The organism is Pseudomonas rosaeacicularis (genome assembly GCF_057128745.1).
Genome location: NZ_JBSKHT010000002.1, coordinates 277,975 through 300,215 on the forward strand (window position 1 = coordinate 277,975; position 22,241 = coordinate 300,215).

Annotated in this window: 21 protein-coding genes; 7 read left to right on the top strand and 14 right to left on the bottom strand. The window is 54.9% G+C overall.

Going from position 1 to position 22,241, the window contains the following annotated elements; translation table 11 throughout:
- Nucleotides 1–43: 43 nt before the first annotated feature.
- Both ACWKWM_RS03700 and ACWKWM_RS03705 read right to left on the bottom strand, forming a co-directional pair.
- Nucleotides 44–526, bottom strand: a complete 483-nt coding sequence (locus ACWKWM_RS03700) for a GNAT family N-acetyltransferase (protein WP_483844805.1) — start codon at nucleotides 524–526, stop codon at nucleotides 44–46.
- 131 nt (nucleotides 527–657) lie between these two features.
- On the bottom strand, nucleotides 658–1,284 hold the full coding sequence (locus tag ACWKWM_RS03705) for a TetR/AcrR family transcriptional regulator (RefSeq protein WP_483844806.1): 627 nt from the start codon (nucleotides 1,282–1,284) through the stop codon (nucleotides 658–660).
- Nucleotides 1,285–1,393: 109 nt separating this feature from the next.
- Between ACWKWM_RS03705 and ACWKWM_RS03710 the strand changes: the two genes are divergently transcribed.
- Nucleotides 1,394–2,599, top strand: coding sequence for an MFS transporter (locus ACWKWM_RS03710; protein WP_483844807.1), 1,206 nt, complete (start codon nucleotides 1,394–1,396; stop codon nucleotides 2,597–2,599).
- Between the two features lie 177 nt (nucleotides 2,600–2,776).
- Here the strand turns inward: ACWKWM_RS03710 and ACWKWM_RS03715 are convergent, their stop codons facing one another.
- The 8 genes from ACWKWM_RS03715 to ACWKWM_RS03750 all read right to left on the bottom strand — a co-directional run bounded on the left by ACWKWM_RS03715 (nucleotide 2,777) and on the right by ACWKWM_RS03750 (nucleotide 10,920).
- The gene (locus tag ACWKWM_RS03715; protein WP_483844808.1) at nucleotides 2,777–3,403 is read right to left on the bottom strand and encodes a trimeric intracellular cation channel family protein; all 627 of its coding nucleotides are present in this window, start codon (nucleotides 3,401–3,403) and stop codon (nucleotides 2,777–2,779) included.
- Nucleotides 3,404–3,410: 7 nt separating this feature from the next.
- Entirely contained in the window at nucleotides 3,411–4,667 is a 1,257-nt protein-coding gene (locus tag ACWKWM_RS03720; RefSeq protein WP_483844809.1) for a M20 family metallopeptidase, read from the bottom strand.
- Between the two features lie 52 nt (nucleotides 4,668–4,719).
- Nucleotides 4,720–5,124, bottom strand: coding sequence for a MarR family winged helix-turn-helix transcriptional regulator (locus ACWKWM_RS03725; RefSeq protein ID WP_483844810.1), 405 nt, complete (start codon nucleotides 5,122–5,124; stop codon nucleotides 4,720–4,722).
- A gap of 667 nt (nucleotides 5,125–5,791) precedes the next feature.
- On the bottom strand, nucleotides 5,792–6,853 hold the full coding sequence (locus tag ACWKWM_RS03730; RefSeq protein ID WP_483844811.1) for an aldo/keto reductase: 1,062 nt from the start codon (nucleotides 6,851–6,853) through the stop codon (nucleotides 5,792–5,794).
- 76 nt (nucleotides 6,854–6,929) lie between these two features.
- Entirely contained in the window at nucleotides 6,930–8,024 is a 1,095-nt protein-coding gene (locus tag ACWKWM_RS03735) for an NADH:flavin oxidoreductase/NADH oxidase (protein ID WP_483844812.1), read from the bottom strand.
- A 134-nt stretch (nucleotides 8,025–8,158) separates the two neighbouring features.
- Nucleotides 8,159–8,839, bottom strand: a complete 681-nt coding sequence (locus ACWKWM_RS03740; protein WP_483844813.1) for a nitroreductase — start codon at nucleotides 8,837–8,839, stop codon at nucleotides 8,159–8,161.
- A gap of 108 nt (nucleotides 8,840–8,947) precedes the next feature.
- On the bottom strand, nucleotides 8,948–10,114 hold the full coding sequence (locus ACWKWM_RS03745; RefSeq protein ID WP_483844814.1) for an aldo/keto reductase: 1,167 nt from the start codon (nucleotides 10,112–10,114) through the stop codon (nucleotides 8,948–8,950).
- Between the two features lie 38 nt (nucleotides 10,115–10,152).
- Nucleotides 10,153–10,920 (bottom strand): SDR family oxidoreductase, encoded by a 768-nt coding sequence (locus tag ACWKWM_RS03750; RefSeq protein ID WP_483844815.1) that lies wholly within the window; start codon nucleotides 10,918–10,920, stop codon nucleotides 10,153–10,155.
- A gap of 97 nt (nucleotides 10,921–11,017) precedes the next feature.
- Here ACWKWM_RS03750 and ACWKWM_RS03755 point away from each other — a divergent pair, with 97 nt between their 5' ends.
- From ACWKWM_RS03755 to ACWKWM_RS03770, 4 genes are all read left to right on the top strand, one after another.
- Nucleotides 11,018–11,920, top strand: coding sequence for a LysR family transcriptional regulator (locus ACWKWM_RS03755; protein WP_483844986.1), 903 nt, complete (start codon nucleotides 11,018–11,020; stop codon nucleotides 11,918–11,920).
- A 248-nt stretch (nucleotides 11,921–12,168) separates the two neighbouring features.
- Nucleotides 12,169–12,555 carry a putative quinol monooxygenase gene (locus tag ACWKWM_RS03760; RefSeq protein ID WP_483844816.1) on the top strand — a complete coding sequence of 129 codons (387 nt, stop codon included), beginning with the start codon at nucleotides 12,169–12,171 and terminating at the stop codon, nucleotides 12,553–12,555.
- A 50-nt stretch (nucleotides 12,556–12,605) separates the two neighbouring features.
- Nucleotides 12,606–12,995, top strand: a complete 390-nt coding sequence (locus ACWKWM_RS03765) for a DUF1330 domain-containing protein (RefSeq protein WP_483844817.1) — start codon at nucleotides 12,606–12,608, stop codon at nucleotides 12,993–12,995.
- Nucleotides 12,996–13,545: 550 nt separating this feature from the next.
- The gene (locus ACWKWM_RS03770) at nucleotides 13,546–14,739 is read left to right on the top strand and encodes an MFS transporter (protein WP_483844818.1); all 1,194 of its coding nucleotides are present in this window, start codon (nucleotides 13,546–13,548) and stop codon (nucleotides 14,737–14,739) included.
- 79 nt (nucleotides 14,740–14,818) lie between these two features.
- Here the strand turns inward: ACWKWM_RS03770 and ACWKWM_RS03775 are convergent, their stop codons facing one another.
- Together ACWKWM_RS03775 and ACWKWM_RS03780 are read right to left on the bottom strand one after the other, a co-directional pair.
- The gene (locus ACWKWM_RS03775) at nucleotides 14,819–17,050 is read right to left on the bottom strand and encodes a xanthine dehydrogenase family protein molybdopterin-binding subunit (RefSeq protein WP_483844819.1); all 2,232 of its coding nucleotides are present in this window, start codon (nucleotides 17,048–17,050) and stop codon (nucleotides 14,819–14,821) included.
- Nucleotides 17,051–17,690: 640 nt separating this feature from the next.
- A complete protein-coding gene (locus ACWKWM_RS03780) occupies nucleotides 17,691–18,119 on the bottom strand; it encodes a (R)-mandelonitrile lyase (RefSeq protein ID WP_483844820.1) in 429 nt (142 codons plus the stop codon).
- Nucleotides 18,120–18,250: 131 nt separating this feature from the next.
- On the opposite strand from ACWKWM_RS03780, the gene ACWKWM_RS03785 reads away from it, so the two are divergent.
- The gene (locus ACWKWM_RS03785; protein ID WP_483844821.1) at nucleotides 18,251–19,144 is read left to right on the top strand and encodes a LysR family transcriptional regulator; all 894 of its coding nucleotides are present in this window, start codon (nucleotides 18,251–18,253) and stop codon (nucleotides 19,142–19,144) included.
- A 166-nt stretch (nucleotides 19,145–19,310) separates the two neighbouring features.
- On the top strand, nucleotides 19,311–20,036 hold the full coding sequence (locus ACWKWM_RS03790; RefSeq protein ID WP_483844822.1) for a carboxymuconolactone decarboxylase family protein: 726 nt from the start codon (nucleotides 19,311–19,313) through the stop codon (nucleotides 20,034–20,036).
- Between the two features lie 132 nt (nucleotides 20,037–20,168).
- Here ACWKWM_RS03790 and ACWKWM_RS03795 read toward each other — a convergent pair whose 3' ends face one another.
- Together ACWKWM_RS03795 and ACWKWM_RS03800 are read right to left on the bottom strand one after the other, a co-directional pair.
- Entirely contained in the window at nucleotides 20,169–21,170 is a 1,002-nt protein-coding gene (locus ACWKWM_RS03795) for a zinc-dependent alcohol dehydrogenase family protein (protein ID WP_483844823.1), read from the bottom strand.
- 216 nt (nucleotides 21,171–21,386) lie between these two features.
- Nucleotides 21,387–22,217 carry an SDR family NAD(P)-dependent oxidoreductase gene (locus ACWKWM_RS03800; protein ID WP_483844824.1) on the bottom strand — a complete coding sequence of 277 codons (831 nt, stop codon included), beginning with the start codon at nucleotides 22,215–22,217 and terminating at the stop codon, nucleotides 21,387–21,389.
- Nucleotides 22,218–22,241: the final 24 nt, after the last annotated feature.

Here is a 22,241-nt window from a genome sequence, read left to right on the forward strand (position 1 = left end):
TGAGCGCGAGGGAAAGGCCAGACCCATTGATCGATGATGCGCCTCAGAGGCGCATGCCCATCTCCAGCGCACGCGTCTCGAATCCGATCTCGGTGTACAGGGCAATCGCGTGTTCGTTGAATGTCCAGACTGCCAGCCTGATGTCTTCAGCGCCGTGTTCAACCGCCCATTCCCGAACCTGACGCACAAGACCACGGCCAATGCCGTTGCCCCAGAATTGCTCTGCCACACAGACCGATCCAATGCGCACGACGGTCATGGGCTGCATCAATGGCCCGGCGCTGGAGGAGAGGCTGGCGGTGATGAAACCCGCTGGATGGGCTCCGAAATGGGCGATGAATACCACCTGAGCCGCGCTTTCAAAGCAGCTTTTCCAGTGCGGGAGGTCGCGCGCGTGGTCAGGGATGGCATCGGTGTAAATATCGGGCCGTGCGGCGTGATGCACTGCGTTGAGCAATTGCCCCAGTTCACAGATTGTCAGCAGGTCCTGCTCGTTGGCGGGCCGGTAAGTGATGGCGTCGTCCATTGTGGGTGGGGCTCCTTGGGTTGATAAGGATTGCGGTTGTTTCATGATGACCGGGATTATTCCAGTGGATGAATTTGGCAGGACAGCAGTTGGTGATGGATCGTGGAAAATCCTTCAGTTTGCATGTCCGATCATTGATCGTCAGAAACGATACGCAGGCTATCCCATAGCCCCATCACTTGAGTGACTGCGGCATCGAGCGTGGCATGTGGAACGCCATCGCGCGCCTGTGTCGACAGGCCCAGCATGAAGCTGTCAAACACGGCCGCAAGTGCTTGCGACGCAACGGTTGTCCGCAGCTCCCCGGTGGCGATACCGCGTTCGACGCAACCTACCAGGCCGGCCCGGTTGAACGCCCGTGCCTGCGCGAGTGGCTCAGAGACGACTTTACTCTCGTGTGTGCAAGCGCTCATCAGGCCCAACGCCACCAGACATCCTTTGGGATGGTTGTCCTCACACTGCATTTTTGCGGAGCGCCGCAGTGTAAGTTCAACAGCTTCGCGGGGGGGAAGGGTTGTATCAAACAGGCTATCGGTCACCCTGCCGTGGGTATTCAGATAGCGCTCCATCACTTCATTGAACAGCGCCTGCTTTGAGCCAAACGCTGCGTAGAAGCTGGGCGCGGTGATCCCTCCACCGATGTTTGCCTTCAGCTGGCTAAGAGAGGTCGCGTCGTAACCGTGCTCCCAAAACAGATGCAGTGCCTGAGTGATTGCCACGTCACGGTCGAAAGTGCGCGGACGTCCCATCTGTGCCATGTGAACCTCCTCTTGAGTTACATAAATACTAGTCGATACATAAGTCGTTGACTACTTTGATGTCGCTCCCTATATTCATACCGATCAGTATATTAGTGGGGCGGATCGAATGACTACAGATGAGCGACAAAGCGCAAAGCTGCCGCTGGGGGCTCTATTGGCACTGGCGATGACGGGTTTCATTTGCATCGTGACAGAGACGTTGCCAGCCGGTTTACTGCCCGAGATCGGCAGTGGCTTGGGGGTCTCGCCGTCTTTTGCAGGGCAGATGGTGACGGTTTACGCGCTGGGGTCGCTGCTGGCAGCCATTCCGCTGACCATCGCAACGCAAAGCTGGCGCCGCAGAACAGTCTTGCTGCTGACGATTGTCGGATTTTTGCTTTTCAATTCCGTCACTGCGCTGTCTTCCAACTACTGGCTGACGTTGGTCGCGAGGTTTTTCGCGGGCGTCTCTGCAGGCTTGGCCTGGAGCCTTATCGCAGGTTATGCACGGCGCATGGTTGCCCCCCAATTGCAGGGCCGCGCGTTGGCAGTAGCGATGGTGGGAACGCCCATCGCTTTGTCACTTGGTGTGCCGTTGGGGACTTGGCTGGGTGGATTCATGGGGTGGCGCATGGCGTTTGGACTGATGTCCGGGATGACCCTGCTGTTGATCGTTTGGGTGCTGATCAAGGTGCCGGACTATCCTGGCCAATCTTCCTCACAGCGCATGGCGCTGCGGCAGGTGTTTTTCACGCCGGGCGTACGCTCGGTGCTAGGGGTCGTCTTCACTTGGATGCTGGCTCACAACATTCTTTATACCTACGTCGCACCCTTTGTTTCCAAGGCCGGTCTGGCAAGTGACGTTGATTTGGTGCTGCTTGCATTTGGTGTCGCCGCGCTGGCGGGCATTTGGGTAACGGGACGACTGGTTGATCGTCATCTGCGAAACAGCGTGTTGGCCAGCCTCGCAACGTTTGCAGCGGTCGCTGTATTCCTCGGCTTGTTTTCAGGCTCGGCCCTGGCCATTTACGTCGGGGTTTTTATCTGGGGCCTGACCTTTGGTGGCGCCGCCACGCTTCTGCAAACCGCGCTCGCCGATTCAGCAGGTGAGGGCGCTGACGTAGCGCTTTCAATGAACGTCGTTGTGTGGAACAGCGCCATCGCAGGCGGTGGTCTATTGGGTGGCGTTTTGCTCAGTCAATGGGGCGTAAGTTCGTTTCCCTGGGTCTTGTTGATGCTGATACTGCTGAGCCTGGTGATTGCGTCGCGAGCGCGAGTCCATGGTTTTGCAGCAGGTGACAGGCAGTCCGGTCAGATGGTCACCGGTCATTGATGAAAAGCCACGCGGGCGCTCCCATGCTTCTCGCTCTATCAAAATAATGGAATGGCACTGCGACTCGCAGTGGCAGGGGATGCGCGTACCAATGGGAATGTTGACCGACAGCCGCTGCGCCGCGAAGGCGCGATACAGACAGGGATAGGAGTTTCGTCGGTGCGCAGCAAGCCTGAGCTAATTGGCAGAATCAGCGTCAATGGAAGGCAGCCGCCAACCGTAGCGCAGTGAAGCCATTCGCAGCGCGGTACATCCTGCTGCGGTTAGCCACGAAGCCATCACCGAATTTACACCGCCGCAGTTAAGCAAAACCTCAACAGTTGCGCCAGCCAACGCGGCAGACGCATAGATTTCCCGTTGCAGAATGCAAGGCACGCGTGACAGCAAAATATCCCTGAGTACGCCGCCTCCTACAGCGCTGACCATTCCCAGCACTATCGCGACCTCGGCACCGGCCTGGACGGCCAGTGCCTTTTTCGCGCCTGCCACTGCAAACAGTCCAAGGCCAATGGAGTCGAACAGTTGTACGGGGGATCTCATTCGACACACCATCGGGTAAGCACATACCACCCACGTTGCAGCGATCAGCGACACCACCAGATAGCGCCAGCTCGACAGCCCGGCCGGCGGCAATGCGCCCAGACACAGGTCCCGAAGAATCCCGCCACCGCAAGCGACGATGAACGTGATGGTCATAATCCCGAACAGGTCCAGTCGCTGCTGGCGTGCGGCAATTGCACCGCTTACACCAAAAGCAAACGTGCCGAGCAAATCTGTGACTGTGTAAACCAGGTGAGTGTCCATTGCTGTTCTACTCAGCGTTCCCGAACCAGGCAAATGCTGCGCAAAGCATTGTTTCCATCCCGGTACGCAATGTCGGGTGCAGCAAAGGCGCGAACTCGGGTGAGTGATTGCTCGGAATGCTGTTTATTTTTCCCTTGGCCTTGGCCTGTTCGTACACTTGCGGGTCTGTACATCCTACGAACCAGAACACGTAGGGCACCTTCCAGGCGCGACCGAACACACTGAAATCCTCGCTCGCCGCAGCCGGCGCCGTTTCATAGGCTCTGTCGCCAAACCAGGCGACAAATGCGTCGGCCAAACGGGTTGAGGCGCGCTCATCATTAACCGTCAATGGGTAGCGATTGATTGTTGTGATCTCCGGGTCGCGCGGTGCATTGGATGCAGAGCATTCGGCGCAGCAGATCCGTTTGATCGCGCCCAGCATGTGCTCGCGCACGCCCTCGTCGTAAGTGCGCATATTGAGTTTCAACGTCGCATTGTCTGGGATGATGTTTTCCTTAGTGCCAGCCTGTAATGAGCCAACCGTCAGGACTGTCTGATCCAGAGGGGAGATTTCCCGCGAAACAATGGTCTGCAGGCGCAGCACCGTTGATGCCGCCATGATTACCGGGTCTACCGATGTTTGTGGCTGTGAGCCATGGGCGCCACGGCCGAACATTTTGATTTTCAGGCTGTCACCGGCCGAAAGAATGGTGCCGCTACGGTGCCCCACAGTACCGGCTGGCCCCACCATTACATGCTGACCAAGAATGATGTCCGGCTTGGGGAAGCGATCGAGCATGCCGTCGTCAATCATGTTCTGCGCGCCCACACCCACTTCTTCACCCGGTTGGAAAACAGCCAGAAGAGTACCCCGCCAGGTACCGCGGTTTTCGGACAACACCCGAGCCACCCCCATCAACCAGGTGACATGCATGTCATGCCCACACGAGTGGCAGACGGAAACTTCCACACCATCTTCATTACGGGTGACCACGTCGCTGGCATAGGGCAGGCCTGTTGCTTCGGCCATGGGCAACGCGTCCATGTCGGCGCGCAACATCACCACCGGGCCTTCACCGTTGCGCAGCACGCCGACAACGCCGGTGGCACCGATTTCGCGGGTCACCTCGTACCCGTAGCGCACCAGGTAGTCGGCGGCGATTTGCGCGGTGCGATACTCGTACATCGACAGTTCAGGATGACGGTGCAAGTCCTTGTAGACCTCCTCCAACTCAGGCAACAAGGCATCAAGATCGGGAATCAGCTTTTCGAGGGACGACATGGGGTACTCCTAATGTAAAAGAGGACAGAAAAAAGAGGGGAGAGAGGCGGTGTCAGGAAGGCGGAAGCAGACTTTCCATCAGTTTTGAAAGCAGGCCATCCAGTGCCACGCGCTCCTTGGGCGAGAGGGCGGAGACGAGTTGATCTTCAAGTTCGGCGCCGACGACTGAGGAGTCATCAGCGATCTGCGACCCCGCGGCGGTGGTACGCAAACCAACACTGCGGCGGTCGACAGGGTGAGGGAAGCGCGATATGAGATCCCGGGACTCCAGCAGTGCCAAAGTTTTGGAAAGCAGTGTCTTTTCCAGCAAAGCCCGCGCTGAAACTTCTTTCGGAGTAATGTCAGGGCTAGCCTGAACCAAACGCAAAACCCGCACATGCTGATTGTCGATGTACTCGAGGAACTCGAGTTGGGACCGTAATGCTCGTTGCCGGACAAGCTGTAAACCGTCTGGCACATCGCTACGTGACCCTGCAAACTCGGCCCGTTATCGAATCAACTGAGCCAGTGCACGGACTTGCCCACCCAGTCGTATTCAACCTGACCCGCATTTGCAACGGATTTGACAACCCTATTCGTGGGCATGATTGGCTGAAGACGACCCACAGCGGTCGGTTGGCCAAACCGTGCGCTGATCACTTGATGAAGAGCTCCTAGGCTGACTCTCTGCGATCAGAGTCTCTTTAGATGAAGAATCATTTTTAGCAGTGCGGCTTTGCGTCCGTTGTCACGGGACAGGCCCAACGATACTTTTGCCGTCCCCGGAATGCTGATTATGAGGAGGGCAAAGACAACCACACTGACACAGGGATATAGCGCGGCCATAACAGCAGATGTCGTGTTCGTTCTCTTCAAGATCTTTGGTCTAGATGCGGATCACGCTCAGTTCGACTTCAGCAATTGAATCGTCCCTTTGAGTAATGGTTTTACCTTGTACAGAGGACCAACGATCCCTATCCTGCTAGCTGCTTTGAGTGATTCCAGCGCCATCTGAAGGACCTGTTAAGTTGCCACAATGCGTCCTGCAGTTACTTCACACCTCCGTGCGGCGCAGAACTCCAAATGGCTGGCCCGGGCGGTATCCTGGCGGTAAAAAAAACGCCGCCAGAACATCGAATATCCGGTCAGGTTAAATCAGCCAATTCGCGAAGGGCCTGTTCGCTTGAGTCGATATAGCGCTCGCGCTGAAGAACGCCAAACTTGCCGTAAGGATAGTCATCGGGCTTAGGGCAACTCAGCTCATCCAGTCTCGAGACAGCCTCGGCGGGGAGATCAAGATCTGCTGCTTTGATATTGTCCGCGAACTGCTCCATGGTGCGTGCGCCGATGATGGGTGAGGTGACAGATGGCTTGTTGGCGACCCAGGCCAGAGCTACTTGACTGGGCGTTACACCCATTTCATCGGCAATTTCTCGAACGGCGTCCAAAACCGCCCAGTTGCGGTTATTTTTTCTGACTGCCTCACTCATGTGACGCGTCATCGGGTCATCTTTGCTCAATCGTGTTGAAGGTTCAGGTGCTGTCCCCTGAGTGTATTTGCCGCTCAAAAATCCGCTTGCCAGTGGTGACCATGGCAGCAGGCCGATACCGTTGTGAAGGGCTGCTGGGATGACTTCGTACTCGCTCTCCCGGTACACGAGGCTGTATTGCTGCTGAAGCGTGACAGGGGATTGAATCCCCATGGCGCGGGCCGTGCTGACGAACAGTTGAAGTTGCCAGCCGGTAAAGTTCGATACACCAACATAGTGAATTTTGCCTGCTCGAAGAGCGGTATCAAGAAAAGACAACGTTTCCTCAACTGGCGTCAGGGGATCCCAGCCGTGTAGTTGATAAAGGTCAATGGACTCTGTCCCGAGTCGCCCCAGCGATGTGTCCAGCGCACGATGCAAGTGGGCCCTAGATGACCCACAGTCGTTGATGTCTGGGCCTGTCCCAAATCGGGCCTTGGTAGCGATGACCACATGGCCTGTCTTGTCTGAACGTTTGGAAAGCCAGCGGCCCAATAATTCCTCGGATTTGCCGCCGCCATAGACATCGGCGGTATCAATCATCTTGCCGCCTGCATCAACAAAGGCATCGAGGATAGCGAATGCATCCTTCTCTGACGTTTCTGCGCCGAAGCCCATTGTCCCCAGAGTCAGGTTTGAAATAGAGAGGCCCGAGCTTCCAAGTTTGCGGTACTTCATATAAACGTTCTCCGGAATTTACGTAAATGAACTGATAAATTCTAGTGGCCGTGCTGACCGAAACATGAGGGGTCTATTAGACCTCCCAGTGATTTAGCCAATAGGCATAGGGGACGGGCAGGACTTCCTCCGACCGTTCGATTTCCAGCGCGCGGGCGGCATGGAAAGCCCAGTGAGGGTTTGCCAGCAGGGAGCGGGCAAGGAAGATCAAGTCCAGCCGGCCTTCGCGAATGAACGCATCAGCTTCATGAGGACTCTTGATAAGCCAGCTCGTCGCAACCTGCAGCCCGGTTTCCTGCCGGACTCTCTCAGCGTACGGCACCATGAAGTTCGGCCCTGAGGGCACCTTCTCTGCGGGCGTCGAGCCGGCCAGACCTGCATCCACTAAGTCCACACCTGCTTCTTTCAGCCACTGGAGCACCTGAATGGATTCGTTGAAAGACCGCTCTGCATAGTCATCGAACTCGACGACACCGAGCCGAATCGTCAGCGGAAATGATGTTGGCCAGACCTGGCGAACCGCAGCCACTGTCTCAAGGAGAAACCGAGCCCGGTTTTCCAGCGACCCGCCGTACTCGTCACTACGGTTATTGGAGTGCCGGGACAGAAAGTTCTGAGCGAGGAAGCCATGGGCAAAGTGCAATTCCACCCATTCAAAGCCCGCTTCCAAGGCGCGTGCGGCCGCATCAGCGAAGTCCTGCTGAACACGCTTAATATCTTCGGTTGTCATTGCGACGGGAATGTGTGGAGCGCTGGGCATATAAGGCAGTTCGCTGGCCGAGATAGGTTGCCACGCATCGGGGCTGTCCTTGGGCAATGGAGTGCCGCCTTCCCAGGGAGGAGTGCAACCTGCCTTGCGGCCTGCATGTCCGAGTTGTATCCCTGGCACAGCGCCTGCTTGAGTAATGGCTTTGGCAACTGAAGCAAGTCCTGCTACTTGTTCGTCTTTCCAAAGACCCGCATCCCCCGGGGTGATACGCCCCTCGGGCGACACGGCTGTCGCTTCAACCACCACCAGGCCCGCACCGCCTCTGGCAAGACTCTCGTAGTGTGTTGGGTGCCAATCGCCCAGAATGCCGTCTGTTGCCATGTATTGGCACATCGGCGATGCCACGATTCGGTTGCGTAACGTGACGTTTTTCAACGTATAGGGCGTGAATAAACCTGTCATATGTCTATCGATCCTCAAATAAAGATGGCGGTGTGTAGTACCGGGAAACCCATGCGGCGGCCTAATGCGAGGCGAACGATTCGGTTTGCCCGTTTCAAAGCTATGTGTGCTCCATCCAGAAGCGTTTCTGTCCATCAGTGATGGAAAGTAACGCTCTCTTCCAAGCGTGCTCGACCCACATCAATTTGTTGTGCTGGGGCACTTGGGTCTGCGTAACCGAAGGAGATACCGAACAGAAGCTTGAATTCGTCGGCGACGTTCAAGGCCTCTCTGACGGTGTGGGAATAAAAACCCAGTACGGTCTGGGGTATGCCTGCCAACCCGTGGGCTGTCAGTGAAAGAAGCAGGGTCTGGGCATACATACCCATGTCGCCTGCAGTCCGAACGTTGTCGCCAACCACCGGCATGAACAGGAATGCAACATGCGGCGCGCCGTAGAATTCAAGGTTGCGCAACTTGTCTTCCTGACGGGCAACGTGATCTTCCCGACCAATGCCTGCCGCGTCGTTGCGACGCTTGGCCATGGCGTGGTGACGCTCGGCGTAGATACCTTCAAATGCTGCGGCGTCAAAGCTGAAGTCTGGAGTCCTGTAGCCCTCGTTTTCGTCCCGCAGTAGCGCCTCAGACAATTTATCCCTGGCTACCCCGGACACAACATGAACGTGCCATGGCTGGGTATTGCAGTTGGATGGGGCGCATTGAGCATCATTCAAAACGGTCCGAATCTGTTCCGCAGTAAGAGCTGTCGAAAGAAATTGGCGAGTGGCTCTGCGCTTACGTACCAATGCCTCGAAGCACGAATAAGTACTGCTCATTTCAACTCTCCATCGTGTGCCTGTCTGACCGATGGCCAAAGCGCCAGGTACAACTGTTGATCTGGCCATGGCCGATGGATCATCAAGCTAAATGTCGGCCGGTCATGCTCAGTTACGGTCGATCTGCTGCATGTGCATCTCCGACATGCGCTCGCCACGCACGGTCAATTTGGAGAATTGTTCTTGCATCGCAAGCAGGTCGTCGCTTGTCAGCTGAATGTTCAGCGCGCCCAGATTTTCAGTCAGATGATCGATGCTGCGTGTACCGGGGATGGGCACGATCCAGGGCTTTTGTGCGAGCAGCCAGGCAATTGCGACTTGCGCAGGTGTACCGCCTTTAGCTGTAGCGACTGTCCTCAAGATGTCCACCACCGGCATGTTGGCGGCCATGTTTTCAGGAAACATACGTGGGAATGTTCCGCGGAAATCGGTCTTTGGATCGAATCGGGTGTTAGCGTCCATTTTTCCGGTCAGATAGCCTTCACCCAACGGCGCCCACGGCACGAATCCAATCCCCAGCTCTTCACAGGCCTGGAGCACGCCGTTGTGTTCAGGATCACGGTGAAAAAATGAGTATTCGCTCTGGATCGCTGATACAGGTTGTACGGCATGGGCGCGGCGAATAGTTTTCGCACTGGCTTCAGACAAGCCGAAATGTAGGATCTTGCCTTCTGCGATCAGCTCTTTGATTGCGCCCGCTACCTCTTCAATAGGCACGTTGGGATCGACGCGATGCTGGTAGTAGAGATCAATACGGTCGGTCTGCAGACGCTTGAGGGACTCCTCCACAACCTTTTTGATGTGCTCAGGGCGGCTGTTCAGTCCAATGGTGCCGTCGATGGCGAAACCAAATTTGCTTGCGATCTGCACTTGGTCGCGGAAGGGCTTCAGGGCTTTGCCGACCAGTTCTTCGTTGGTATAGGGGCCGTAAACTTCGGCCGTGTCGAAGAAGGTGACGCCTTTTTCAAAAGCCGTGCGAAGCGTCTGAATACCTTGCTCGATATCAGCAGGTGGGCCGTAGTTGGCGCTGATGCTCATGCAGCCCGCGCCAACGGCTGATACGTCTAAATTGCCTAGATGCCGTCTGGTCATTTTTCTGGTTCCTATAGAAGTGTTCTTTGAGTTCTGGACAGCGCTGGGCGCAATTGAAGCGCCTGCCCATGCCGAAGATCCGACCGCAAGGGCAGCTCCCGTCAGTGCGGCCTTGGTCACGAATTCGCGACGGCTTAGAGAGGTGAAGAAGTCAGACCCTGAAGCCGAGCTTTTGCTGTCCATAAAACTCCTCAATGCCTGTATGCGTGCGTTTTGCAGAATCAATGCGCCGTGAAGCCACCATCAACTGACAAAGCCGTTGCCACGACGAAGCTTGCCGCCGGGCTGCATAGCCAGAGTACGGCTGCTGCGATTTCGTCCGGATGTCCCAAGCGCTCAATCGGTTGGTCGCGTCTAACGCCCTCCATTGCCTCGGGAGACCGCTTGAGCAAATCAGTGAACATCGGGGTATCGATGACGCCTGGGCAAACAGCGTTCACCCGAATTCCGCGCGCGGCAAACTCTACGCCAGCGCTTTTGGTCAGCCCGATTACGCCGTGTTTGGTCGCATGATAAGCAGCTCGACCTGCGAGGCCGACAAGCCCACCTAGTGATGAACAGTTCACAATGGCGCCGCTGCCTTGGCGCTCCATCTGAGCCAATTCATGTTTCATGCAGGCCCAGACACCGCGCAGATTGACGGCGTTGAGCTGGTCGAAGGAGTCGCTGGATTCGTCCGTAAATGGCCCGGAATGCCCTGCGATACCGGCATTGTTGAAGGCCATATCCAGTCGGCCAAAGGCGGCGACGATACGTTCAATCATCAAGGCCACTTGGGTTTCATCCGCCACGTCGCAAACGACCGCAATCGCTTTGTATCCAGCAGCGCGCAACTTGTCGGTTTCGCTCTGAAGTGACGCTTCGTTGATGTCCGCGAGCACTACGGCGGCACCAGCCTTGGCGAAGGCTTGAGCGGTCGCGAGTCCAATGCCAGCACTTGCGCCAGTCACCAGAGCTACCTGCCCATTGAAGTCATAGATCGGGTTCATGCATGAGTTCCGCACTAGAGGTGACCCCAATCTAGCAGCGAACCCGACAAATGATTAGATGGTATGATAGGAATGGACCTATACCAGCTGGATATCAATCATGCGAGACACCGTTAATGACTTGGTGGCGTTCCTGACGGTTGCACGTGAGCGGAGCTTCACCAAAGCCGCCGCTCAGTTGGGGACGTCACAACCGGCATTGAGCCGAACACTCAGACGTCTTGAAGAGCAGTTGGGTGTGCAGTTACTCACACGCAGCACCCGCAGCGTTTCGCCTACGGAGGCCGGAGAACGCTTGATAGGCTCTATAGGTCCCCACTTCGAAGGGATTGAAGCCGGGCTGGCAGATCTCTCGGAGCTAAGCGGAAAACCGGCAGGCACCCTAAAGATCACCTCGGTGGAACACGCTTCGGCAACGATCCTGACTCCGGCCGTCAGCAGGCTAATGCTGGACTACCCGCAGGTGAGGGTTGAAATCAATAATGACTACGGCTTGGTCGATATCGTCGAGCAACGGTACGACGCCGGTATCCGTTTAGGCGAGCAGGTGGCCAAGGACATGATCGGGGTTCGTATAGGTCCTGACTTTCGACAGGCAGTGATTGGATCGCCCTCATATTTCGAGCACAGGCCCAAACCCGTTACCCCTCACGACCTGACCGGCCATATCGGCATCAATCTACGTCTGCCGACGTCAGGAGGACTCTGGTCTTGGCCGTTTGCCAAGAATGGCCGAGAAATACGGGTTCGAGCAGAGGGGCAAGTGGTCTGCAATACAGTGCCGCTGATGCTGGACTTCGCGCTCGCGGGCGTCGGACTGGCTCATCTTCCTGAAGACGTTGTTGAGCCTCATGTGCGTGAAGGTCGATTGGTACGTGTGTTAGATGATTGGTGTCCAATGGTCACTGGCTACCACCTCTACTACCCAAGCCGCAGGCAGCTCAAACCTGCGTTCAGGCTTCTGCTTGATCTTCTGCGATCAGGCGTGAGAGGGCTATGAAGCGCGGGCACAGCTTCACTCTTTCCTGGCTCATCCAACGCTGTAGCATCGGGACCGAACCCTCAGGTTATTACCGCCTCCGCAGCCACAAGAGCTAGACGGTATTAGCCGATACTCAAGGATTTCCTCGCCGTTGCGCAATGATGTTCCGTGAGCAGCTCTCATAACTGTTCGCTTTTAGGCTCATAAATCAAGCCGCGATTCCCGTGATAATGTTTAGGTTTAGAGTTTTGAGTGGAAACACTTCTATGAGAGTGGCAGGAGTTATCGGAACGCTTGTGCTGTCTTGCCTGCCGGTCTCGCAGGCATTGAGCGAAGAGAAAAATAAGCTGGTCATAAGGGTGGCAGAGCTTGAGATAGATCCGTCTCAGTTAATGGCTTATCACACCGCTGTAAAAGAGGAGATGGCAGAGTCGGTTCGACTCGAACCTGGCGTCATCGCTCTCTACTCGGTTGCTGAAAAAGAGCACCCGAACCGCCTTCATTTTTTTGAAATTTATGCCAGTGACGAGGCCTATCAGAGCCATATCGCCTCGGCTCATTTTCAAAAATACTTTTCGACGACTCAGTCGATGATCCTGTCAAAAAAGCTGATTGAAACCGAGCCAGTGCAGATTAGCGTCCAGGCTCCTTGAGTGGGAGTGGCGCTTTAGTCGATCTTATTTTTTCAAAAGGAAGCTGGCTGATGAAAACGCTCACAACGCTGAGATGGTTAACACTTGTTTTCCTGGCCGCAGGCATTACTGTCGTGCGCGCAGCGGAGCAGGTCGCTACTTCGGTGCCAGCTTATTATGTGGCGGAGTTTGAAGTCATCGATCCAGAAGGCATGAAACCCTACAGTGCCAACGTTGAGGCCACATTCATACCCTATGGAGGTCACTTTATTGTGCGCGGAGGCAATACGACTTCCCTGGAAGGAACTGCACCTAAGCGCAGGCGTGTTGTCATCGAGTTTGAAAGCCGTGAGAAAGCATTGGCTTGGTACAACTCGGCAGAATACGCAACACTTAAGAGCATTCGCCAGCGGTCAGCCAACACCGATGTCTACCTGATTGATGGTGTGCCTAAACGTTAGGCTTATGGGCTTTAAGTGTGGCGTGCAGAGGGTTGGTCTAGTCGATGACGCTTCGCTGATCCGCTTGTTCAACCTGCTCGCATCGCTTGCAGTAGGTCCAGAAAGGACATGCTTAAAGGTGTGAGTATTTCCATGTTGTCATTCAGCGAAGTCAAACTTAATTCTCAGTAATTTCGTTATGTCAGAGTTGGAATAGGCAAGAAATTGCTTGGAATACTCTATCGGTCCATCGCCTGTGCTGTGACCCTAGACAAAGGGTGTTTTGAAAGGCTCGTGATCTCCGGCAATTGTAAGCCGATCGACAGTATCTTATGCAGCGTCCAACGACAGTACGAAGTGCCAGCTGCGCATGCCTGACATGGATGACTCGTGCTGACGCTCGACCCAACCATGGACAATTTCTCTTCCCTGAAAAATAACTACTACGGCAACGGTTTTCGTTTGTCCGTACATAGGTTTGCACGTTTATGAGGTTACCCATGCAATGTTTTAGCTCCCCCGACTTCCGATATTTGAGTCGGCAAGCAACAGTTCAGAACAGGAAGGAGTTATGAACAGCACGGCTCTTCCCATTCAGGCAGCGTCTCGACAGGTGTGGGGGGCTGTGCTTGCCATGTCACTCTGCGCTTTCGCTCTGGTTTCCTCCGAGTTTCTGCCTGTAAGTCTCTTGACACCTATCGCGACTGATCTTTCTTTGACCGAAGGTCAGGCTGGTCAGGCAATATCCATTTCAGGATTCTTCGCGGTGATTACCAGCTTGTTTTTGTCCTCTGCGACACGCAAGTTCGACCGAAAACCCGTGTTGTTGACCATGACAGCGCTGTTGATTGTTGCTGGAGTCCTCGTCGCATTCGCTCCGAGTTACTCGATGCTCATGTTTGGCAGGGCAATTCTTGGCGTAGCTATTGGCGGCTCTTGGTCGATGTCCACCGCGGTCATGATGCGAATCGCGCCTGAAGCATTTGTGCCCAAAGCGATCGCTGTAGTGCAAGGCGGTACGGCCTTGGCAACGGCGGTCGCGGCGCCTTTAGGTAGCTTTCTCGGCGGGCTGATAGGCTGGCGTGGGGCTTTCTTCTGTGTAGTGCCGCTCGCAGCTCTGGCACTTTGTTGGCAAGCATTCACACTTCCCAAAATGCCAAGCGACCGGAGCAGTGGCTCTGTCAGCGAGGTGTTTCGTTTGCTCGTAAGCGCGAAAGTGTCCTTTGGGATGGCAGCCGTGGCGTTTCTGTTTATGGGTCAGTTCGTGCTTTTCACCTACCTTCGCCCATTTCTGGAGTCAGTCACGCAGGTGGACGTGCTCGAACTATCTATGCTGCTGTTGGTTCTCGGCGCTTCAGGGCTGGCAGGTACAGTGATAATCGGATCGATAGTGAACCGGGGCCTGTATCGAGTGCTCATTGGCATCCCGTTATTGATGGCAGCAGTTGCAGTCGCTTTGCTCACAGTCGGTCACTCATTTACCCTGACCGCAATCTTGCTTGGCGCATGGGGCTTAATCTCTACTTGCGCGCCGGTCGGGTGGTTTACATGGCTAACCAGAACGCTTCCAAATGATGCGGAAGCAGGTGGCGGGTTAATCGTCGCGGTCATCCAGGTGGCAATCACCTTGGGCGCCACCACTGGAGGCCTTCTCTATGACCAAGTCGGTTATCAAGCAACGTTCCTCACAAGCGCAGCTATCCTCGTGTTTGCCTCAGTACTCGCGCTGTTAGTGTCCAGGACTGTTGCGCGTCCGATAAGCTGATCGTATTGACCGCTTGTGACGCTGAGTCACGTAGATTTGAGAGCTACCGCGCCGATTCATAGGGCGCGGTAGATCGGAGTCAGCCCGTTACTGAAGTCACATCGTCCATCAGCTTTTCTATACTGATCGGCAAGTCACGCACCCGTTTTCCTGTCGCGTGATACACGGCATTGGCAACGGCTGCCGCGAGCCCGGTCATACCAATCTCCCCAACACCGCGCGCACCGAATTCATTGAGATGATAGTCCGGGTGGTCCAGGAAAATTACTTCTATCTCTGGCTGGTCGGAATGCACAGGCACCATGTATTCGGCGTAGTTATTGTTGACCGGCATAGCGTTGCGCTCGTCGTAATCTGATGTTTCGAACAATGCCATGCCGATACCCATCACAATGGCTCCCTCGACCTGGTTGCGCGCTGTCGCAACATTGATCACCTTGCCCACATCAATCGCGCTGACGACTCGGGCCACTCTCAACTGGGAGATCCCTGGGTCCCAGCGCACTTCCACAAAGTGCGCGCCGAAAGAGCTAAAGGCATGTTTTTCCGTATCCGCCATACCCGTATGAGCTTCGCCATCGGCACTGGCGATGTTCAATCGTTTTAAAACGTCGGCAAACTTGATGGCGATTGAGCCCTTTTCCAGGCGCCCGCTAATCACCTCGATGGTGTCTGGCTTAGCGCTGGGGAATCCCCCTTGCGCAGACGCCGCAAAGTCTTTTAATTGCGCAAGAGCTTCCCGAGTGGCTTGGGCTACGGCAGGCAGCACACTGGCAGTTATCCAGGATCCACCCGATTGTGGGGCAGGGGGGTAGGACGAATTACCCAGTTCCACGGTGATATCGTTCAGTGGCAGCCCCGTCACTTCGCTGACGCACTGGGCAATGACAGTGTAGGTTCCCGTTCCTATGTCTTGTGCTGCGCAATAGACCACGGCACGGCCATCGGATGTCAGTGAAACTCTTGCTTTTGCGGGGGTACGAAAGGCGTCCCAGTTGCACTGGGCCATCCCGTACCCAATGACTTCATGTCCATGGCGCATCGACCCGATTTCCGAAGAACGTTTCGCCCAACCGAAGCGCTCTGCGCCTTGTATGAGCGCCTCGCTTAGATAGTTGCTGGACCAGGGGAGGCTTTCCTGCTCATTGTGCTCCGCTCGATTTAGCTGTCGAAAAGCTATTGGATCAAGCCGACATTTCTCAGCCAATTCATCAATTGCAGACTCAAGGGCAAACAAACCAGGCGCAGCCCCGGGTGCTCGCATGGATGTCGGCGCGCCCCTGTGGACTTCCACCGTGCCGTGGGTAATCTGAACATTGGGACATGAGTAAAGGCTGGCACTCATCGCGCCGCATTTTTCAACATATTGATGACCGAATCCGGTCGTGCTGAGCGAGTCGTGCCGCAGCGACAGCAATCTGCCTTTTGCATCTGCCGCCAAGCGGATTCTCTGCTGTGTCTCAGCACGGTGTCCTACGGTGGTAAACATTTGTGCCCTTGGCACAACAATCTGAACGGGCAGCCCGACCACTTTAGCTGCTGCACACGCTGCCACCGAGTGTGGCCAGATCCAAAGCTTGCCACCGAAGCCCGAGCCGATGAAGGGTGCCCGGACTTCAACCTGTTCGGCGGGCATACCGAAAATCTGCGCAAGCGTATTGCGATGCGCGACCACCGATTGCGTAGATTCGTAGACCACTAACCTTCCTTCCTCCCACGAAGCGACAGTGGCATGCATCTCCATTGGGTTGTGGGTTTCAACAGGGGTTGTGTAGGTCTCGTCAAGCGTTAGCACGCTGTTTTCATAAGCCGTCTCTGGATTACCTCGCTCATGACCCTCCCCACCATGTGCAGGTGGGCCCTGAGTAAGTCCCTGTTTCAAGTTAGCGTAGGACGCGGCCTTGTTGTAACTCACCTTGACCTTTAACGCAGCCTCACGAGCGTGCTCGAACGTGTCGGCAACAACAACAGCGACGAATTGCCCGGCGTAACGGATGATCTCGTCTTCGAATGGAAGACGCCTTTCGTCCATTCGGGTGGCGGTCAGCGCTGCTGCAATGGTGACCGGCACCGGCGGGGTGTGAAACACGCGAGGGAAGTTGCCGTAGTGCAGGATTTCGATAACACCCGTTGAGCGGTGCGCCTCATCCAAATCCAGTGATTTGATCGAACCACTGGCGACGGTGCTGTAGACGCCGTAGGCGTAAACCATACCCTCGGGCTGATGGTCAGCGGCGTATAGCGCACTGCCTGTAACTTTCATGCCACCGTCGATACGACGCGGCGAAGAACCAATAACTGATGCGCTCATGCAATTGCCCCCTGAAAATATTCATGCCCCGGCTGAGGCTGGCCGTTTGTTCCCTCACTCATGTGCATGCCAAATCAGGTTTGTAAGCAGTGCCGAGATTGCATTCGTTCACCGACGGCAGGTGATCCATGGTCTGTTAAACGGGTAAATCCGGCAGGCGAGCGGGGGATAAGAGTCCATAGATGCCATCGTGATTTCATAGTTACAAAAGTCGATAAGGCTCAATAGACCAATTCAACGGCATCGTTGCCTGATACAACGTCTTTCTTGCCTGATTTTATGAGGTCCGAGACCGGTTGTCGGCGTGTCATTTGACGCGAGCAGTCAACACAGCGTCGTTATCAAGACCTGCGACTAGCGTGGGTCATTTGTCAGGGGTAACGGCGCCATGCAGAGGGCTGTCGGTTGAACGGTTTACGCCGGCCTACATCATTTCCGGGCCACGAATGCTGGATCCGTCGCTGAACCCACTCAGAAGATACCGAGCAGGATCCACGACAAGTTTCTCGTCCATCACTATTCGGGCGTTTCAGATTAGAGGTCTGAGATGCAAAGTCTGATCAGAATCTGCCTGTTTTTAACGGGTTTAACGGTTTTTTGTGGCCAGCCTTGATCTGCCTATCGGATCAACGAGCGCAGATCAATCGATCACAAGCGGCCCGTTCGAATATTGTTCATCAGTTACCGGCTCCATCCATTCGGTATTCTTGCCATCAATAGTTTCGGTCACTGCAAAATGCGACATAGAGGTGGTCGCGGCGGCGCCATGCCAGTGCCTTTTTCCGCAGGCGCAAGCAACGATATCACCGGCACGGATTTCAGTTCGCGGGCCACCTTCGCACTGCGTCCAGCCCACCCCAGTGAGTATGACCAGCGTCTGCCCGAGAGGGTGAGAGTGCCAAAAGGTGCGTGCAGATGGCTCGAACGTGACTATTGCGCCGGCCGCTCGACCAGGTGCCTGTGCCTGAAAAAGGTTATCGATACGCACAGAGCCCGTGAACCAGTTGTCCGGGCCTGTAATAGGAGGTTTGCTGCCACTGCGAATGATCGTCTGGTTTGCGTCGTTCATGGAACACCTTTTTCGTAGAGCCCGGGCCACAGTTGCGTGCCCGAATAAATAGCTGTAGCCAACAATTTAGGGATTTCCCGTTGCAGAGACTAGATGGCAAAATAGGCATGCACTCATGCACCGGTGGATAAATGGCCATTCCTGATCTGAACAATCTTGTCGCACTCTTGACGGTGGCCCGCGAACGAAGTTTCACCCGGGCCGCCGCTCAACTTGGCGTTTCGCAATCCACGCTGAGCAGAACCGTAACGGCGCTGGAAAACAAACTTGGGATGCTCCTGTTGACGCGTACGACGCGCAGTGTTTCTACCACTGAGGCCGGACAGCGCCTCTTGGACTCAGTCGCCCCAAAGCTCGAAGAGATCGCAGCCGAGCTGAACGCGGTGGCAGAGCTTCGCGAGAAACCAGTAGGCACCGTTCGAGTGACAGCGACCGACTATGCGGCAAATCAATACGTGTGGCCAAAGCTGCAAAGCTTGCTGAGTGAGCATCCAGAGCTTCGTATAGAACTCATCAACGACTATGGAATGTCGAACATCGTAGAGGATCGTTTCGACATCGGTATTCGCTTGGGGGATCAGGTAGAGAAAGACATGATTGCAGTGCGTATCGGGCCGGATGAAACGCTGGCAATCGTCGGGTCGCCCGCATACCTTCAAAGAAGACCTGCGCCTAGGGAGCCCCTCGAACTGACGGCTCACAACTGTATAAATTTGCGATTGCCAACTATGGAGTCGCTTATGCCGTGGGAGCTGAGAAAGGGGAGAAAACGCGTGGAAGTTAAAGTAAGCGGGCAGTTGGTATTCAATAACTCTTATCAGATGCTGGACGCAGCGCTTAGAGGATTCGGATTGGCTTACCTGCCTAAAGCCCTTGTTGAACCCATGGTGAAGGCAGGACAGCTCTGTTGGGTGCTCGAAGACTGGTTTCCGACATTTTCCGGACACCATGCCTACTATGCAACCCGTCGTCAGTCTTCGCTGGCCGTGCGCATGGTTATCGCCGCGCTGCGTGACAGCCAGTGACCCAATGGCTTACCCCGTTATCTGCGCTTGCGCAGATCCGTCGCTCCGCCATAACTAACCATTGATGCGCTCGTGGATAGAGGCATCCCTACTTTGCCGGTTTATCCATCGCGACCTGCACGGGTACAGTTGCCTCCATTGCAATAGTTTTTGATGGAGATAACGGATGACCATTTTCGCTGCCAAGACCCCAACGCTGGATCAAATAGCTGCGGTATCCCCAGCGCTCAAGAAATTCACGGAAGATGATGTATTAGGCAAACTGTGGAACCGCAGCGGGCTTTCTAAACGAGACCGCAGCGTCGTGACGCTTGCTGCGGTTATAACTCGCAGCCAAGCTTGCGAACTTGGCCCGCAGTTGGAGTTGGCGTTAAGTCACGGTGTGACTGCAAGCGAGATATCTGAACTCATTACGCATCTAGCTTTCTATGCAGGCTGGGGCAACGCGATCGCGGCCGTGCTTCCCGCGAATGAGGCCTTCTCTCGTCATCAGATCGAAGGCGCAAGTCTTCCGCAAATAGATGACGACCTTCTTGCACTGGATGAAGAATCTGAGGCCAAGCGCGCTTTATTCGTAGAAAATACCTTCGGCACAACCTCTCCAGGTGTCGTGGCAAATACCACGGATTATTTGTTCCGCAATCTTTGGCTTCGGCCCGCATTGGCGCCTCGCGATCGAAGCCTGATAACTGTCAGTGCATTGGTGACTGCCGGCCAGGTTGCTCAGATTCCTTACCACCTAAACAGAGCTATGGACAATGGACTAACCGTAGAGCAAGCGGCGGAGGTTCTCACTCAATTAGCCTTTTACGCCGGTTGGCCAACTGTTTTTTCCGCAATGCCGGTGTTCAAGGACGTCTTCGCCGAGCGTGCGGGCTCGATCGAGGAATGATGGTGACTGTGGGATTGGAAGGCCTTATGCCCATGGTCAACTTTCGACATATTCAGCTTGCGTCACGCGTGAAGTCTAGAGAGCTCATGGCTATATTCCTGATTATTCATCTGGTGTGAACTGGAGACGTCGTTAGCCAACCTGCCGCTCTATGATGATCTTTCCGATTGCATGACCTGATTCCAGACGTGCATGCGCAGCGCTGACCCCGGACGGCGTAAATTCGTGCCTCTGGTCAATAAGCGGTTGAACCAGTCCTCGATCAATAAGGGCAGCAAGCCGCTCTAGTATTTCACCATGGTGCTTGCGGTCTTCGTTGTGAATGATGGATATGGCCATGAATACAAAATCAAGCCTCAATGCTTTGAAGTGCATTTCGGTTAGATCATAGGTGTCATAGCCAATGATCGACACCACATGACCCTTGCGTTTAGCGGCTTTTAGCGAGTGCTGTAAGACCTCTCCGCCCAAGGTATCGAACACCGTATCGAATCCTTTGCCTTGCGTAATTCGATCGGAGTAGTTTTGCGGCGTCTCGGTGCGATAGAAAATCACTTCATCAGCACCCAACCTGCGAGCAATCTCCGCTTTTTCAACTGTCGACACTGTGGTCGAAACCCTGGCGCCCATCACTTTCGCCAATTGAATGGCAATGTGCCCCACACCTCCAGTCCCACCGTGCACGAGAATGTCATCGTTGGGTTTTATCGAGGCTCGGTCGACAAGTGCTTCCCAAGCCGTAATTCCAACCAGCGGAAAGCTTGCTGCCTCTCCGAATGAGAGAGACCGAGGTTTAAGAGCGAGCATGTCCTCGTCGGCTTCAATCTGATCGGCTAGGGCACCTGGAATGCCGACGATGCCTCCAAAACAGCCATAGACTTCGTCTCCAGCCTTGAAGCGTGTCACGCCAGCACCTATGGAGCTAATGACGCCAGCAACATCGAGGTGAAGAACCGCTGGAAACGTAAGTCCATCAGTGCCTTCACTGCCTTGCCTGATTTTCGTATCAACGGGGTTCACGCTGGTTGCGCGGACATCGACGATGACATGCCCCGGACGGGCAACAGGGTTGATCGTATCAATTTCTACAAAAATACTGGAGTCACCATGTTGATTGATCGCAATAGCTTTCAAAATGAACCTCTATATCACTTCAAGTAAGGCGTCCGTCCGAGCGGGCTCAAAAAACAGGCTCATGGAGTAGGGCATACAGCTGTTGCACTTACCCAGCTTGATCGCATTAGACCCAATGGCTTTTGAGCCCTCGTAGACGAACGCGCGACATTTAGTTGATAAATTCTATAAGTATGAGAGTTGATAATTCAGCGCACAGCGCTGAGCGCCTGGATATCAATCATGGGCCAGCGAAATTGACAGCTTGTTCCAGGCCGCAAGCTCGGCATGACGTTTTGCTAATTCGGCTTCAAAATATCCAACGGCGTCACTTCCAGCGGTGAATCGAAGCGGAGGTTGCTCAACATTGGCAAGTATCATTAATGCGTCGGCCAGTTTCTTCGGGTCGTTGGCTTGCTTACCATGAACTGCGAGAACTGCTTCGCGAGAACCTGCTGGATTTTGAGCGTAAGCGTCGATTACTTGCGTTGCGAATCGTACCGAGTCTGTGCTTAGAAACTCCGTTCTGAAATACCCAGGTTCAACCACAGTTACATGTATACCAAACGGCGCGACTTCAAGCGCAAGACATTCCGTAATGCCTTCGACTGCATACTTGGTAGCGCAGTATGCAGACGCACCTACGCCACCGTGATAGCCAGCGACTGAGGAAATATTGATGACATGTCCCCGGCCCTGTGAGCGAAGAACCGGCAATGCGGCACGGGTCACGTTCAGAAGCCCAAAAACGTTTGTATCGAACTGCTCGCGTACCTCTGCCGACGATATTTCCTCCAGGGCTCCAAGCGTCGCAAAACCCGCATTATTCACTAATACGTCGATCTGGCCGAAATGTTCCACTGCGGCGTTGATCGCTGAGTTCGCTTGCTTTTGATCCGTTACATCCAACCTCAGCGCAAGCAGTTCATCGTGCTCCCCAAGCACCTCAGTGACAGCTTGTAAATTTCGGCCGGTGGCGACGACCTTATCGCCAGCAGCAAGCGCCGCTCTAGCGATTTCGGTCCCCAGACCCCTTGTAGTTCCCGTGATGAACCATACCTTGCTCATAAATGCTACACCTCGTAAGTGAGT